We start from the raw sequence: 14,171 nt of genomic DNA on the forward strand, positions 1-14,171 counted from the left end.
TGACCCCAGATAGTCCCATCACGAGAAAGACAGGAGGCCGGTCCCGATGGCGGACACCCTTCCCGGGCCCTTCACGCGGCTGCGCGGCCGACTCACCCCCACCAGGATCCTCGGCGTCCCGATCGTCTGGCTCTTCGTCGCCTTCAACGTGCTAGTCGGGCTGTGGATGCTGCTGTCCTCGGTGAAGTCGGCGAGCGAGATCTTCACCAGCCCCTGGCGGCTGCCGCACGAGCTGCACTGGGACAACTACCAACGCGCCTGGACCCAGGGCCAGTTCGGCCAGGCCGCCGGCAACACCCTGGTGGTGGTGGCCGGCACCGCGCTGGGCACGCTGGCCCTGGGCGCCCCGGCGGCCTACGCGCTCAGCCGCATCACCACCCGCTGGAACAGCGGCTTCACCATGTTCTTCGCGCTGGGCCTCGGCGTGCCGGCCCAGGTGGTGATGCTCCCGCTGTACGTGGTCATGAACGACCTGCACCTGGTGGACTCGCTGTTCGGCCTGATCGTGGTCTACATCGCCACCTCGCTGCCCTTCACCACCTTCTTCCTCACCGGGTTCTTCGGCACCCTGCCGGTGGAACTGGAGGAGGCGGCGGCCCTGGACGGCGCCTCCCCCTTCCGAACCTTCTGGCAGGTGATGCTGCCGCTGGCCCGCGGCGGCCTGGTCACCGCGCTGATCCTGAACGTGATCCAGCACTGGGGCGAGACGGTGTTCGCGCTGATCTTCATCCAGAGCACCGGCCACCAGACGCTGTCACTGGCGCTGCTCGGATTCCTGCAGCAGATGCAGTACAACGGAGCCGACTGGGGCGGCCTGTTCGCGGGCGTGGCCCTGGTGGTCCTGCCGGTGCTGGCGTGCTACGTCTGGCTGGGCCGCCGCATCATCGAGGGCATGACCGTCGGATCGGTCAAGTGAGCAGCCGTACACGCGGCACGGGGGAAGAGGGATCGATGACACCGCACGCGGAGCAGCCGGGCGGCTCCCTACCGCACCAGGCACGGGATCTGAAGTTCCGTGAGCTGGCGGCGCAGCTGCGGGAGCAGATCCGGGACGGCTCCTGGCCGCCGGGCAGCAGGATGCCCACCGAGCTCGAACTGGCCCGCAGCAGCGGGACGTCGGTGAGCACGGTCCGGCGGGCCGTGGACGACCTGGTCTCCGAGGGACTGGTGTCGCGCCGGCAGGGCGCGGGCACCTTCATCCGCGCGGCCCCCGACGAGGCGGCGGCCCGCGCCGCGAGCCGCCCGCTGGTGGGCGTGCTGGTGCCGGACACCACCTTCTACTTCCCGCGGGTGCTCCAGGGGATCGAGGAGGGACTGTCCGCGGCCGGGGCCCGGCTGCTGCTGGCCTGCTCCGGCTACGAGGCCGCCCGCGAGGAGAAGGAGCTGAAGGACCTGCTGGACGCCGGGGTGCAGGGGCTGCTGCTGGTGCCCACCCTCAACCGCGAGGAGCCGTACGAGCGTTACCTGCGCCGGCTGGCCTCGCTGGAGGTGCCCAACGTCCTGGTGGAACGGCGGGCCACCTCGCTTGGCGCCACCAACGAGTACGTCTGCAGCAACCACGAGGCCGGCGCCTACGACGCGGTGCGCCATCTGGCGGCGCTGGGCCACCGCACCATCGGCCTGACCCTGCGCGAGGGCAGCCCCACCACCGGTCCGGTCCGGCACGGGTTCCACCAGGCGATCGCCGAACTCGGCTGCACCTCCGAGGAGTTCAGCGCCAGGAGGGAGGAGTGGAGCCCGTCCACCGCGGACCGCTGCGTCGCCGCGCTGCGGGACGCCGGCGCCACGGCGGCGGTCTGCTTCGGCGACCGGCAGGCGATCCTGCTGCTGGCCGCCGCCCGCAGGGCCGGCCTGACCGTCCCCGCCGACCTGGCCCTGGTGGCCTACGACGACGAGATCGCCGACCTGGCCGAGGTCCCGCTGACCGCGGTCGCCCCGCCCAAGCACCAACTCGGCCGCACCGCGGCGGAACTGCTGCTGGGCCGGCTGGAGCGGCCGGACCTGCCGTCCCATCAGATCCTGCTGCGGCCGGGCATCACCGTGCGGGCCTCGTGCGGAGCGGTACGGGCCGCCCCGGCAGGCTGAGCCGTCCGGGGAGCCGCCCCCGATCGCCCCGATCCACCCGAACCACCTGAACCACCCCGAACCCACAGAGAAAGAGGAACCCTGGTGACTGACATCCGGCTCGGACTGGTCGGCGCGGGCGCCGTCGGCGTACTGCACGCCGACGCCGCCCAGCATGTCGCCGGCGTCCGGGTGACCGCCGTCTGCGACCTGGTGGCCACCACCGCCGGTGCCGTAGCCGCCCCCTGGGGGGCCGCGGTGTTCACCGACCACCGGGAGCTGATCGCCTCGGGACTGGTGGACGCCGTCGTGGTGAACACCCCGCACGCGCTGCACACCGCCATCGTGCTGGACTGCGCCGCGGCCGGCCTGCACGTGCTGGTCGAGAAGCCGATGGCGACCACCGTCGCCGACTGCGCGGCCATGGACCTGGCCTGCCGGGCGGCGGGCGCGGTCCTCTTCGTCGGCCACATCCAGCACTTCCTGCCGCCGATGGCGGCGGCCAAGGCGGCGGTCGACGCCGGGGCCATCGGCCCGCTGCTGATGGTCGACGACCGGCGCAGCACCGACTACCGCCCCGGCACCCGCCCCTCCTGGTTCTTCGACCCGGCGGTGGCCGGCGGCGGCGTCTTCGTGAACATCGGCGCGCACTGCGTGGACCGGCTGCTCTGGCTCACCGGCCGCCGCGTCCACGCGGTGAGCGCCACCGCGGCCCACCGCGAGGCCTATCCGGTGGAGACCGACGTGCTGGCCAGGCTGGAACTGGACGACGGCGTGGTCGGACACATCGCGGTGACCAGCGCGGGGCTGCCCAACCACAACGAGGTGGTGCTGATCGGCGAGCACGGCGCCGTCAAGGTCGCCCGAGGCGCCGGGGCCACCCTGCACCCGTACAGCGGACCCGACGCCGGCACCCCGGTCCTGCTCGCCGCCGAGACCCCGGAGGACGTGCCGACGGCGTTCCAGCACCAGCTGGCCGCTTTCGCGGCAGCCGTCCGCGGTGAGGAGGCGCCCGCCGTCAGCGCGGAGCACGGCCTGCGCGTGGTCGCCGCCCTCACCGCCGCCTACCGCTCCGCCGAGCACGGCGCCCGCGTCGTCCTGGACGAGGACCCGACCGCAGCACTGGCCGGGCAGCTGTAGGAGGTCCGATGTGGACTGCTGCAGCACGGCGCGGTCCAGCCCGCGCCTTCGTTGACAAGCGCTCAGGTCCGTCCCTAGCGTGGCCCCCCGGTGAACTTACTCGGCGGTAGGGAACAGCATGGCCCGTGAGCGCGCGTACGACCTCGTCCTGTTCGGCGCCACCGGCTTCACCGGGGCGCTGACCGCCGACTACCTGGCCTCGGCGGCGCCGGACGGCTGCCGGTGGGCCCTGGCCGGCCGCGACCGGGGCAAGCTGGAGGCGCTCCGGTCGCGGCTGGCCGCCGACCGCCCCGCGCTGGCCGAACTGCCGCTGCTGGTGGCCGATTCGGCCGACCCCGCCGCGCTGCGCGAGGTGGCTGCCGCTAGCCGGGTGGTGATCTCCACGGTCGGCCCCTACGCGCGGCACGGGGAACCGCTGGTGGCCGCCTGCGCCGAGGAGGGGACCGACTACGTCGACCTGACCGGTGAGCCGGAGTTCGTGGACCGGATGTACCTGCGCCACCACGAACGCGCGGTGGCCAGTGGTGCCCGTATCGTGCACGCCTGCGGGTTCGACTCGGTGCCGCACGACCTCGGCGTCCTGTTCACCGTCAACGCGCTGCCGCAGGGCAGCGCCGAGCGGCCGATCAGGGTGCAGGGCTTCGTGCGGGCCGGCGGCACGGTCTCCGGCGGGACGCTGGACTCCGCACTGACCGCCTTCTCCCGGCTGCTGCCGATGGCCCGGGCCGCCCGCGCGCGCCGGGCGGCCGAGCCGCGGCCGGCCGGACGCCGGGTCCGCGCGGTCACCGGCCTGCCGCGCCGGTCCCGCGCGGCAGCGGCCTGGGTGCTGCCGCTGCCCACCATCGACCCGCAGATCGTGGCGCGCTCGGCCGCCGCGCTGCCCGGCTACGGGCCGGACTTCCGCTATGCGCACCACGCCGCGGTCAGACTGCTGCCGGTGGCCCTGGCCGCGGCCCTCGGCGCGGCGGCCCTGGTCGGTGTCGCCCAGGTGCCGCCGCTGCGGCGCGCCGTCTCCTCGCTGCGCCGGCCGGGCCAGGGACCCAGCGACCGGCAGCGGGCCGACAGCTGGTTCACCGTCAGGTTCGTCGGCGAGAGCGGGGGCCGCCGGGTGGTCACCGAGGTCTCCGGCGGCGATCCCGGCTACACCGAGACCGCCAAGATGCTCGCCGAGGCCGCCCTCTCGCTGGCCTTCGACCCGCTGCCGCCCACCGCCGGACAGGTCACCACCGCCGCGGCCCTGGGCACCGCCCTGATCGACCGCCTCACCGCCGCGGGACTGCGCTTCACCGTCCTGGACCCGCCGCCGAGCGGGCCGCCCACACGTCACCCCGCCCCGGCCGGCCGCTGAGGAGCCGTCAGGCCAGGCCGTCCCAGCCCCAGCGCGGGGTGGGCCCCGGGTCGCCGAGGTCCTGGCCCACCGGGTCGGCGGAGACGTCGCGGGCGATCGCGGTTCCCCAGTCGAAGTACTCCAGGACCCGCCGGCGCAGCAGCTCGTCGTCCGGCAGCTCCTTCTCGACGGCGGTCGTCATCAGCTCCATCCAGCGCAGCCGCTGCTCCTCGGTGATCGACAGGCCGAGGTGCGAGCGCAGCAGCGACTGGTGGCCGCCGAGCCCGTCGGTGAAGCCGGTGGGGCCGCCGAAGACCTCGGCGAGCCAGACCGCCACATGCTCGACGTGGGTGCGGCTGAAGTCGGCGAAGACCGGCGCCAGCAGGGGGTCGGCCAGCACGGCGTCGTAGAAGGTGTTGCTCAGCCGGCGCAGTGCGTCGATCCCGCCGACGGCCTCGAACAGGGTCTCGGAACGCTCGGTCATGCTGGTCCTCCCGTGGTGTGTGCCAGGTCCGCCTGTGCACAGTCTCCGTCGGAAGGGCGCGTCGCGGTGCCGAACCGGGGGAGCCGCGGACCGCGTCGTTCGACTGCGTCGGCCGACCCTGCCGGTCGGTACTGGTCAGTGCCGGGCGTGGCGCTGGTGCTCGTGCGCGGCCCGGTGCCGGTCCGCCGGCCCGGCGGGGTTCGGCTCGCCGGGGGCGGCGGCCGGGCGCAGGCCGGCCAGGGTGACTGTCACCAGGCGGTGCACCGCGCTCTCGTCCGGCAGGCTCCCCGCCGCCGAGAGTGCGTGCAGGCAGTAGAGCGCGAGTTCGTCGGGGGAGACGTCCGCCCGCAGCGCGCCGACCGCCGCGGCCTCGCCGAGCACCTCCTGGAACAGGTCGACCAGCCGCTGCTCGGCGCGGGCGAAGGGCTCGCCGCGGTGGACGAGTGCGGCGACGTCGATGCCGGCGTGGCGGGCGCGGTGGTGGCAGATGAGGGCGTAGGTCCCCAGGACCGCGTGCAGCCGCTCCTCGGGCGTGCCGGCCCGGTCGCGGAGTTCGGCGAGCTGGGCGAGGTGCGCCGCGACGTGCTCCTCGTGGCGGGCGATCAGGATCGAGTCGACGTCGGGGAAGTACTTGTACAGCGTCGCCCGCCCGATCCCGGCCTGCTCGGCGATCTGCGTCATCTTCACCGACGCCAGGCCGTGCTCGCCGACCAGGGCCGCGGTGGTCTCCATGATCGCGTCGCGCACGGCATGGCGGTGCGCCTCGATCGTCTCGTTCCACAGTTTCGGCACACCTGCATGCTACACATTGACGCTACCGAGACAGAGCGTCTTGGCAGCGACTCAATGTCTCGTAAAACCGAGGGCCGTCCCGACGGAGGCGCCGGTTTCCGCGAAACCGTCAGAATCCGACGCATCGGCAGGGAGTCAGAGGATGATCGAGGCCATCGGCCTCGGCAAGCGCGACGGAGACACCACGGCGACGCCCGGGCCGGACGGCGGACGGGCGGTCCGGCTGGGCCGAACAGGGGAGTGCGGACTTGCCCCGCCCCTCCGCAGGGAATGGATCGCTGCGCTCTGCCCGATCCTCCTCACCCACTCCGGAGCGATATGCGCGCCGTGCCGCGTACAGCCGTCCTGTGCGCCCTGACCGCAGCCGTGATGGTGGCGCTGCTGCTGCCCGCCACCCCCGGGGCCCGGGCCGCCGTGGCCCGGCGCCCGGCCGCGCCCCAGGCCCTGGTCTTCGACGAGGAGTTCAACTCGCCGAGCTGGGGGCGCCGGGGCGCGGTGTGGGCCGAGTCCACGGTCGCCTACCCCGACGGCGGGAGGGCCGACCGCAACGACGCCAAGCTCGACCAGCTGGAACCGGCGGCGATGCGGATCAGCCACGGCGCGCTGCAGGTCACCGCCACGGCCAGGACGGCCCACGGCCCCTGGCGGACCGGCCTGCTGAGCACCGAGCCGTACGGCTCGGGTGCCGCGGGCGGCAACGGCTTCCAGCTCAGGACCGGCGACTACGCGCAGGTCCGGCTGAAGCTCCCCGGCCGTCAGGACGGCGGCGGCCACGGCGCCTGGCCGGGCCTGTGGACCTGGCGCGACGGCAACGAGGTCGACCTCATGGAATGGCACAGCGAGACCCCCGACATCATCGAGTTCGCCAACCACTCCGAGGGCGCCGACACCTTCGCCTTCGTCCACTCGCCGCTGGTGGGCTTCGGCAAGTGGATCAACGTGGCGGTGCGCTTCAACGCGGATGACGTGAGCTGGTACGTCGGGGACGACACCCACAGCCTGCGGTTGGCGCAGAGCGACCGCACCGGTGTCGGCCCGGACTGGCACGCCTACCTGATCGCCAATCTCAGCGTCTCGGCCCAGCCCGGCCGGTTCCCGGTCTCGACCCGTCCGATCACCCTGCTGATCGACCGGATCCGGGTCTACCGGTAGGCCGGGGCCCGGCGCCGCAGCGCGGGGTCGAGCAGCGCCGGCGGGGTGTCCAGCTTCTCGTGCGCGGCCAGGTCGACGCCGGGGGCGACCACGGTGTCGATCGCGTCCAGCACGTCGCCGGGGAGCACCGTGTCCGCGGCGGCCAGCTGGGCCCGCAGGTGGTCCAGGGTGCGCGGGCCGATGATCGCGCTGGTCACCCCGGGATGCGCGGTCACGAAGCCGAGCGCGAGCTGAATCAGCGTCAGTCCGGCCTCCTCGGCGACCTTGGCCAGCTGCTCGACGGCGTCGAGCCTGGCCCGGTTGGCGGGCAGGGCGGTGTCGAAGCGCTGCGGCATCAGCCTGGAGCGGTTGGTGCTGACCGTCCGGCCCGCGCGGACCGCGCCCGACAGCCAGCCGGAGGCCAGCGGGCTCCACGCCAGCACGCCGAGCCCGTACTGCTCGGTCACCGGCAGGACGTGGGTCTCGATCCCGCGCTGCAGGATCGAGTAGCTGGGCTGCTCGGTGACGTAGCGGGCCAGGTGGTGTTCGCGGGCGGCCCACTGGGCCTGCACGATGCGGTAGGCGGGGAAGGTGGAGGAGCCGAAGTAGCGGATCTTGCCCGCGCGCTGCAGGTCCGTCAGCGCCGAGAGCGTCTCCTCGTCGCTGGTGTCCGGGTCCCACCGGTGGATCTGGTAGAGGTCGACGTGGTCGACGCCGAGCCGGCGCAGGCTGTTCTCCAGCTCGGTGACCAGCCAGCGGCGGGAACTGCCGCGGTGGTTGCGCTCCTCGCCCATCGGCAGGGTCGCCTTGGTGGCCAGCACGATGTCGTCGCGGCGGCCGGCGATGGCCTTGCCGACCATCTCCTCCGACTCGCCGGCGCCGTACATGTCGGCGGTGTCGATGAGGTTGACCCCGCCCTCCAGGGCGGCGTCGACGATGGCGGTGGCCTGGTCCTGGGTGGTGCTTCCGATGCTGCCGAAGTTCATCGCGCCCAGCGCGAGCGAGCTGACCTGCACACCGGTGCGGCCCAAGGTGCGGTACTGCATGACTGTGTTCCTCCGTCGCGGGTGAAGCATGGTGGCACTGCCCGGCTTGGTCGCCGGGCTCCTGCTCTGGCATCATTCGAATAAGCGGAACGTTGCTCCGCTAACGATACGGAACTATGTTCCGCTTTGGCAAGCGGCGCATGTGGACAGTGGAGGAAAGGGCGCAGTGACCGACAACGGCGAGGCGGCAGAGGCGGGCGCGGGCGCGGGGGCCGCGGTCCGGCCCAGGCGGGCGGACGCCCGGCGCAACCAGGAGGCACTGCTGGACGCGGCCGCCGCGGTCTTCGTCGCGTCGGGCGTGGAGGCGCCGGTGCGCGACATCGCCGCCGAGGCCGGCGTCGGGACCGGCACCATCTACCGCCACTTCCCGACCCGGGCGGACCTGATCATCGCGGTCTACCGGCACCAGGTCGAAGCCTGCGCCGAGGCCGGCCCGGCCCTGCTGGCCGCCGGCGGCAGCCCGCACGCCGCGCTGGGGCAGTGGATCGACCTCTTCGTGGACTTCCTGGTCACCAAGCACGGACTCGCCGCCGCGCTGCGGTCCGACCAGGCCGGCTTCGAGACGCTGCACACCTACTTCCTGGACCGCCTCGTGCCGGTGTGCAGCCGACTGCTGGACGCCGCGGTCGCCTCCGGCGAGATCCGGTCCGACCTCACCGCCCTGGAACTGATGCACGGGGTGGGCAACCTCTGCATCGGCGCGGACAGCGACCCCCGCTACGACGCGCGCCGACTGGTGGAGGTCCTCGTCGCGGGGCTGCTGCGCCAACCGCGCTGACGGGCCATCGGGGGAGGGCCGGCCCGCCGGGGCGGGAACGACGACGTGGGTCCCCGCCCTTGCAGGCGGGGACCCACGGGTGCAGCCGGGCTGCCGGGGAGGTTTCCGGTCAGGCCTGGCTGCCGCTGTGGCGGCGGCGCAGCACGACGGCGCCGATGCCCACGGCACCGATCAGGGCCGCGCCGGCCGCCAGGTCGGCGGTGTTGGCGCCCTGGCTGGTGGAGCCGATGCCGGTGTGCACGGTGCCGGAGGGAACCTTGGCGTCCGGGCAGACCCGGGCCGCGAAGGAGGCGGCACCGTTGGCGGCGCTCTGCAGCGCGGTCAGGTTGTCCCGCTCGGCGGTGCCGGGGTGGCCGCCGCCGGCGACCTGCTTCTTGTAGTCCGACACGGCGGCGTTGTAGGCGGCCTCCGCCTTCTCGGCGGCCGTCACGGCCTTGGCGCAGGCCCGGGAGGCCTGCGGCGTCGCCGCCTGGGCTGCGGGGGCGACGAGGGCCAGGCTCGCGCCCAGAACAGCAGTACCGACAACGGCGTGAATGGAACGCATGCTTGTGCTACCTCCAGCAAGCCCCGGGCGCGGCACGGTGTACCGCTTCCAACCCTGGCTCACAGGAATCACACAAGTCGGACTCCCCACCCACCGCATGTCGGCGTCCGGTCCGAACGGGTCGCGGTCGCGGTGTGTCGCGCCGGTCAATGCCGCATACCTACTGCTCAGCGTGGTAACGGTCCGTCAGGGGACGAAGTGTCAGCTGACGCCCCAAAAGGGTGACGGGGTGTCGGCTGCGGTCGGCGGTTGGTGCTGTTTGTGAGGGTGTGGCCCGGCTGACTGGTTCATACCAAAGCTCGCTACGATCCCGCCGGGGCCCAGGGGTCGGAACGGGCCCGGGGTGGATCGGAGGGGTGGGACAGTGGCGCGTTGGAAGGCGTTGCCCGGCGGGCTCGACCCGGCGGTGGTGGAGTTCGTGGGCGGGTTGCGTTCTGCGAAGGACGACAGCGGACTGACGCTGAGACGGCTCGCCGTCAGAACCGGCTACAGCGCCTCGTCCTGGGAGCGCTATCTCGGCGGGCGGCTGCTGCCCCCGCCCGAGGCGGTCGAGGCACTGGCCGAGCTGGCCGGGACGGACTCGGCCCGGCTGCTGGCCCGGTACGAGATGGCGGCGGACGCCTGGCGCCGGGAACAGCCCGAGGACTCCGGGCAGCCAGGGGACGACGGCGTCGCCCCGGTCGGACAGGACGTCGGACCGGACGTCGGACCGGACGACCCCTCAGCCGTACCGGTGCAGGCCGCGTCCACGGCCGACGAGGCCGAGCCTGCCCCACCTGCCGAGCCTGTCGTGCACGCCGTGCCTGCCGTCACGGCGCCCGCCGGCCAGCGCAGCCGGGCGCGCCTGCAACTGCTGGTCACCGCCGTCGTCTCGGCCGCGCTGGGCGCGACGGTGGCGACGCTGGTGGTGCTCGCGGGCCAGGGCCGGTCGGTGGCCGCCCCCGCCCGGGTGGGTGCGGTGGCGCGGCCGGTCGACTACGCCTGCGACTACGTCCGCAGAGCGGGCCGCTGGTACGCAGGGAACAGCACCACCCTGACCGACCCGCTCGAGGTCGACATGTCCGGTCCGGAGGTGGCCGAGCTGCAGTGCCTGCTGCAGCGTGCGGGGATCTCCCCCGGCGGCATCGACGGCAACTTCGGCCCGCTGACCGAGGCCGCGGTCATCCAGGCGCAGAAGACCTACCGGCTGGACGTCGACGGACAGGTGGGGCCGCGGACCTGGGCGGCGTTGCGCGGATGAGCCACATCCCACCCGAATGCGTGCGCCTGGCCGCCGAGTTGCGCCTGCTGCGCGAGCGCTGCGGGCTGACGCTGTCCGCGCTGTCCGCCGCGTCGCCCTACAGCAGGTCGTCCTGGCAGCGCTATCTGGCCGGGCGGACACTGCCGCCCTGGCCCGCCGTGCGCACCCTGTGCGAGCTGGCGCAGGAGCCGGAGCCGCGGTTGGAGGCGATGTGGGAACTGGCCGAGTCCGCGTGGAGCCGGCGGACGGCGACACTGGCGACGCCGTCGGTTCCGTCGGTCTCTTCGGCCCAGCCGGTCGGCCCGGTCGGGAGCTCGCAGGACGCCGACGTCCGGACCGAGGAACCGCCTACGGCCGAACCCGGCGAACCCGGCGAACCCGGCGAACCCGGCGAACCCGGCGAGCCCGGTCCTGTCGTGCCCGCTGCCGCTCCCGCCGGGGGAGCGGCCGGACGGGCCCGGAGGCGGTGGACGATCGGCCTCGCCACCGGCGCCGTCGCGTTACTCGCCTGCGCGGCCTTCACCGTCTCGGCCGCGGACGGCGGCGCCTCGCCCGGCGCCGGCTCCGCACACCCGTCGTCCTCGGCTTTCCACGTCGGCTGCACCGGAGCCGCCTGCGACGGGCTGGACCCGGGCACGGAGCTGTGCGGAGTCGAACCGCAGACCCTGCTCCATGTGCAGACCCCGGCCGGAGTCGGGCTCGAGATCCGGTACAACCCGCTCTGTCGGGCCGCCTGGGCCAGGGTCTGGAACGCCAGGTCCGGCGACCGGCTCAGCCTCTCCACCCAGGGCCGGCCGACCCAGAGCGCCACGGTCTCGCACCCGAGCAACGTCGACCCGTTCGTCTACACGCGCCTGGTGGCCCTCGCCGGTGGGAGTGCTCCGTTGAAGGCCTGCGTGACCCTCGGGCCGGGCAAGGCCGCCGAGTGCTACTCGGCGACACCGCCCTGACCAGGGACGACATCGTGCGGTGCGGGATCCGGCGGGCAGTCAACGCCCGGCCGGGGCCAGGGCCTCGGCGCGGGCGAGACGGATGGCGCCGGAGAGGTCCGCGTCGGTGCCCAGCGCGCCGACGACCAGCGTCAGGGAGGAGGCGACCGCCGGGGCGCAGTAGCGCTCGATCTGTTCCGACAGACCGCGCAGCACATGGCGGCCCGCGCCCCCCAACGCGCCGTCGAGGACCAGCAGGCCCGGGTCGAGGAATGTGCACAGGTCGGCCAGCGGACGGCCGAGGGCCCGACCGACCTCGCGGAGTACCCGGGCCGGGGCCGGCTCGTCGGCGTCCGCGAGGCGGAGCACCTCGGCGAAGTCCAGCGGCCGGTCGTAGGCCGTCTCCATCAGCTCCACCAGCGGGCGGCGCGCCCGGGCCGACAGGCAGCCGCGGGCTCCGCAGATGCACAGCGGCCCCTCGTCGTCCGCGTGGATGTGCGCGATCTCCCCGGCGAAGCCGGAGGTCCCCCGGTACAGGGCGCCGTCGAGCACCAGCCCGGCGCCGACGCTGCGCTCGCCGAGCTTGAGGTAGACCTGGCAGCGGTGCCCGCGCCCGGCACCCGCGTGCGCCTCGCCGAGAGCGCCGAGGTTGGCGTCGTTCTCGATGACGACGGGCACGCCGAGCCGTTCGGCCAGGGCACTGGCCGGGTCGGGACGCAGCCAGGGCGCGAACCCGGAACGCGGCGCGCCGGTGCCGCCGTCGACAGGGTCGGGGACCGGCAGCCGAGCGGGCGGCAGGCCCACGCCGCGCTGGAACGGGGCGGGCACCCCCAGCATGATCCGGTCGAGCGCCCCTCCGCCCGCCTCGCTCAGGAACATCCAGGCCGGATCGAGGACCTGCGGGTCCGACGGGTCGTCGGGGACCGAGAGGTCGCTGCGGGCCAGGACCGTGCCGCCGTAGGTCGCGACGGCGATCTGCAGCCGGCCGTGCGCCCAGATGACCGCACCGACGGTGCGCGGCGGCGCGGTGGGGACCAGCAGCATCGCGGGCCGACCGGCCCGGGCGCCTGCGGCGCTAGCGGCGGGCCGCTCGGCCAGCGCGCCGGCCCGCAGCAGTCCGGTGACGGCCGTGGTCACCGTGCCCAGCGGCAGGCCCAGTTCCTCGGCGAGCTCGGCTCGGGTGGTCCCGTCGCAGGTCCGGACGGCGCCCAGCACCCGCTGCCTGGCGTCCATGGCTGGCCTCCAATTCCCCTGACACCGCGATAAAGAGAGGTGGGCGCATACCTGCTGCGCAACCGCCCAGCCGTCGGTATCGTCCGTCTGACGCCTGCTCACCATGACTGGTATTTCCCTTATTTGAGGAGAATAGATGCCCGGCCGGAGGACCGCAACAGACGCCCGCCCGCCTGCTCCGCCGCGAAAGGAACCGCCGTTCGCCGCGCTGGCCTTCCGGCCGTTCCGCTGGTGGTTCCTGAGCCAGATCACCTCGGCCTCCGGCGGCATGACGCAGGCCGTGGCGACCTCCTGGCTGGTGCTCACGATGACGGGCAGCGCCGTCGGGCTCGGCGTGCTCTCGGCGGTGACCATGCTGCCGAGCCTGATCGCCGGGGCGTGGTGCGGCGCCGCGGTGGACCGGCTGGACCGGCGCCGGGTGCTGATCGGGACCCAGGGCGCGCTCGCCGTCCTCAGCCTCGCCCTGTACCTGCTGATCGCGACGCATGCCGTGGCCTACTGGTCGATCCTGCTGCTCTCCGGCGGCAGCGGGCTGGTCAACGCCCTGGACGGACCGGCCCGTCAGGTCTACGTCCTGGACCTGGTCGGGAGGGCGCGGTTGAGCAGCGCCGTCAGCCTGTACGAGGTCATCCTCAACACCTCGCGGGTGTTCGGCCCGGCACTCGGCGGCGTGGTGCTGGTGCTGTGGGGCGCGGGCGCCTGCGTCCTGGTCAATGCCGCGTCCTTCCTCGCCCCGCTCGCGGTCCTGCTGCTGCAACCACCGGCCCTGCAACCGCCGACGCCTGCAGCCACGCCCGCGCACGAAACGCCCGAACCGCCCGCCGCGCCGACGGCACGCCGGGGCGCCGCCCGCGCCGGTCTGCGCTACGCATGGTCCGTCCCGGCGATCCGCTCCTGCCTGCTGATCGCAGCGGCCTGCGGGATCCTGTTCAACCCCGGTGTGCTGATGCCGCTGCTGGCCGACCGGGTCTTCCACCTGGGTGGCGGCGGCTACGGCGCACTGCTGTCCGTCTTCGGTCTCGGCGCGCTGCCCGGCGCCCTGTTCGCCGCGCGCGGCGACGAGCCGACGGGCCGTCAGGTCGCCCTGCTGGCAGCGGCGACCGGCCTGAGCACGGCCGCGACGGCGTGTGCGCCGGACCCGGTCCTGCTCTACGTCGGCATGGCCGCGGTCGGGTTCACCTCGATCTGGATGGTCGCCCGGGCCAACACCCTGGTACAGCTGCGCGCGGCGCCCGAACTGCGCGGCCGGGTCATGGGCGCGTGGACCATGGCGCTGCCCGGCGCGAGCCCGGTCACCGGTCTGGCGATGGGCACCCTCGCGGACCTCGCCGGCGCCCGCACCGCATTCGGCTGCGCCGGGCTGCTGCTGCTCGCCATCGTGGCTGGTACCTGGCGCGGACTCGCGGGATCCGGGCCGTACCGGGCCGGCTGACGACGGGTCGGATTTGGTGAGTCTGTACGCG

General features: G+C 73.9%; 14 protein-coding genes. 9 read left to right on the forward strand and 5 right to left on the reverse strand.

The genetic code is table 11. The features are described 5' to 3' along the window. Window positions 1–46: 46 nt before the first annotated feature. The 4 genes from IF29_RS0130475 (at window position 47) to IF29_RS0130490 (ending at window position 4,552) form a co-directional block, all read left to right on the forward strand. The gene (locus tag IF29_RS0130475; RefSeq protein WP_051726232.1) at window positions 47–916 is read left to right on the forward strand and encodes a carbohydrate ABC transporter permease; all 870 of its coding nucleotides are present in this window, start codon (window positions 47–49) and stop codon (window positions 914–916) included. A gap of 35 nt (window positions 917–951) precedes the next feature. Beyond that, the gene (locus IF29_RS0130480) at window positions 952–2,085 is read left to right on the forward strand and encodes a LacI family DNA-binding transcriptional regulator (RefSeq protein WP_030261602.1); all 1,134 of its coding nucleotides are present in this window, start codon (window positions 952–954) and stop codon (window positions 2,083–2,085) included. A gap of 84 nt (window positions 2,086–2,169) precedes the next feature. Beyond that, window positions 2,170–3,204, forward strand: coding sequence for a Gfo/Idh/MocA family protein (locus IF29_RS0130485; protein ID WP_051726233.1), 1,035 nt, complete (start codon window positions 2,170–2,172; stop codon window positions 3,202–3,204). Window positions 3,205–3,322: 118 nt separating this feature from the next. Continuing rightward, window positions 3,323–4,552, forward strand: coding sequence for a saccharopine dehydrogenase family protein (locus IF29_RS0130490; RefSeq protein ID WP_037597195.1), 1,230 nt, complete (start codon window positions 3,323–3,325; stop codon window positions 4,550–4,552). A 7-nt stretch (window positions 4,553–4,559) separates the two neighbouring features. Here the strand turns inward: IF29_RS0130490 and IF29_RS0130495 are convergent, their stop codons facing one another. Both IF29_RS0130495 and IF29_RS0130500 read right to left on the reverse strand, forming a co-directional pair. After that, window positions 4,560–5,015, reverse strand: a complete 456-nt coding sequence (locus IF29_RS0130495) for a group II truncated hemoglobin (protein ID WP_030261605.1) — start codon at window positions 5,013–5,015, stop codon at window positions 4,560–4,562. Window positions 5,016–5,150: 135 nt separating this feature from the next. Then, complete coding sequence (locus IF29_RS0130500) at window positions 5,151–5,807, reverse strand: TetR/AcrR family transcriptional regulator (protein ID WP_051726234.1); 657 nt, start codon at window positions 5,805–5,807, stop codon at window positions 5,151–5,153. 327 nt (window positions 5,808–6,134) lie between these two features. Here IF29_RS0130500 and IF29_RS42495 point away from each other — a divergent pair, with 327 nt between their 5' ends. Beyond that, window positions 6,135–6,959 (forward strand): LamG domain-containing protein, encoded by an 825-nt coding sequence (locus tag IF29_RS42495; protein ID WP_157624008.1) that lies wholly within the window; start codon window positions 6,135–6,137, stop codon window positions 6,957–6,959. On the opposite strand, the gene IF29_RS0130510 is transcribed toward IF29_RS42495, so the two are convergent. Beyond that, a complete protein-coding gene (locus IF29_RS0130510) occupies window positions 6,950–7,984 on the reverse strand; it encodes an aldo/keto reductase (RefSeq protein ID WP_030261608.1) in 1,035 nt (344 codons plus the stop codon). The two genes, IF29_RS42495 and IF29_RS0130510, sit on opposite strands and share 10 nt — an antisense overlap. Window positions 7,985–8,150: 166 nt before the next feature. On the opposite strand from IF29_RS0130510, the gene IF29_RS0130515 reads away from it, so the two are divergent. Continuing rightward, window positions 8,151–8,762, forward strand: a complete 612-nt coding sequence (locus tag IF29_RS0130515) for a TetR/AcrR family transcriptional regulator (RefSeq protein WP_030261609.1) — start codon at window positions 8,151–8,153, stop codon at window positions 8,760–8,762. A 109-nt stretch (window positions 8,763–8,871) separates the two neighbouring features. Here IF29_RS0130515 and IF29_RS0130520 read toward each other — a convergent pair whose 3' ends face one another. Further along, window positions 8,872–9,306 carry a hypothetical protein gene (locus tag IF29_RS0130520; RefSeq protein ID WP_030261610.1) on the reverse strand — a complete coding sequence of 145 codons (435 nt, stop codon included), beginning with the start codon at window positions 9,304–9,306 and terminating at the stop codon, window positions 8,872–8,874. 364 nt (window positions 9,307–9,670) lie between these two features. Here IF29_RS0130520 and IF29_RS0130525 point away from each other — a divergent pair, with 364 nt between their 5' ends. Together IF29_RS0130525 and IF29_RS48630 are read left to right on the forward strand one after the other, a co-directional pair. Beyond that, window positions 9,671–10,546 (forward strand): peptidoglycan-binding protein, encoded by an 876-nt coding sequence (locus IF29_RS0130525; RefSeq protein WP_030261612.1) that lies wholly within the window; start codon window positions 9,671–9,673, stop codon window positions 10,544–10,546. Then, the gene (locus IF29_RS48630) at window positions 10,543–11,496 is read left to right on the forward strand and encodes a helix-turn-helix domain-containing protein (protein WP_084715237.1); all 954 of its coding nucleotides are present in this window, start codon (window positions 10,543–10,545) and stop codon (window positions 11,494–11,496) included. Before IF29_RS0130525 ends, IF29_RS48630 begins: the two co-directional genes overlap by 4 nt. Before the next feature lie 39 nt (window positions 11,497–11,535). Here IF29_RS48630 and IF29_RS0130535 read toward each other — a convergent pair whose 3' ends face one another. Further along, the gene (locus IF29_RS0130535) at window positions 11,536–12,708 is read right to left on the reverse strand and encodes an ROK family transcriptional regulator (RefSeq protein ID WP_051726237.1); all 1,173 of its coding nucleotides are present in this window, start codon (window positions 12,706–12,708) and stop codon (window positions 11,536–11,538) included. A 136-nt stretch (window positions 12,709–12,844) separates the two neighbouring features. On the opposite strand from IF29_RS0130535, the gene IF29_RS0130540 reads away from it, so the two are divergent. Then, window positions 12,845–14,140, forward strand: coding sequence for an MFS transporter (locus IF29_RS0130540; protein WP_051726238.1), 1,296 nt, complete (start codon window positions 12,845–12,847; stop codon window positions 14,138–14,140). Window positions 14,141–14,171 lie beyond the last annotated feature (31 nt).

It is taken from the genome of Streptacidiphilus jeojiense, from assembly GCF_000719095.1.
Classification (GTDB): domain Bacteria; phylum Actinomycetota; class Actinomycetes; order Streptomycetales; family Streptomycetaceae; genus Streptacidiphilus; species Streptacidiphilus jeojiensis.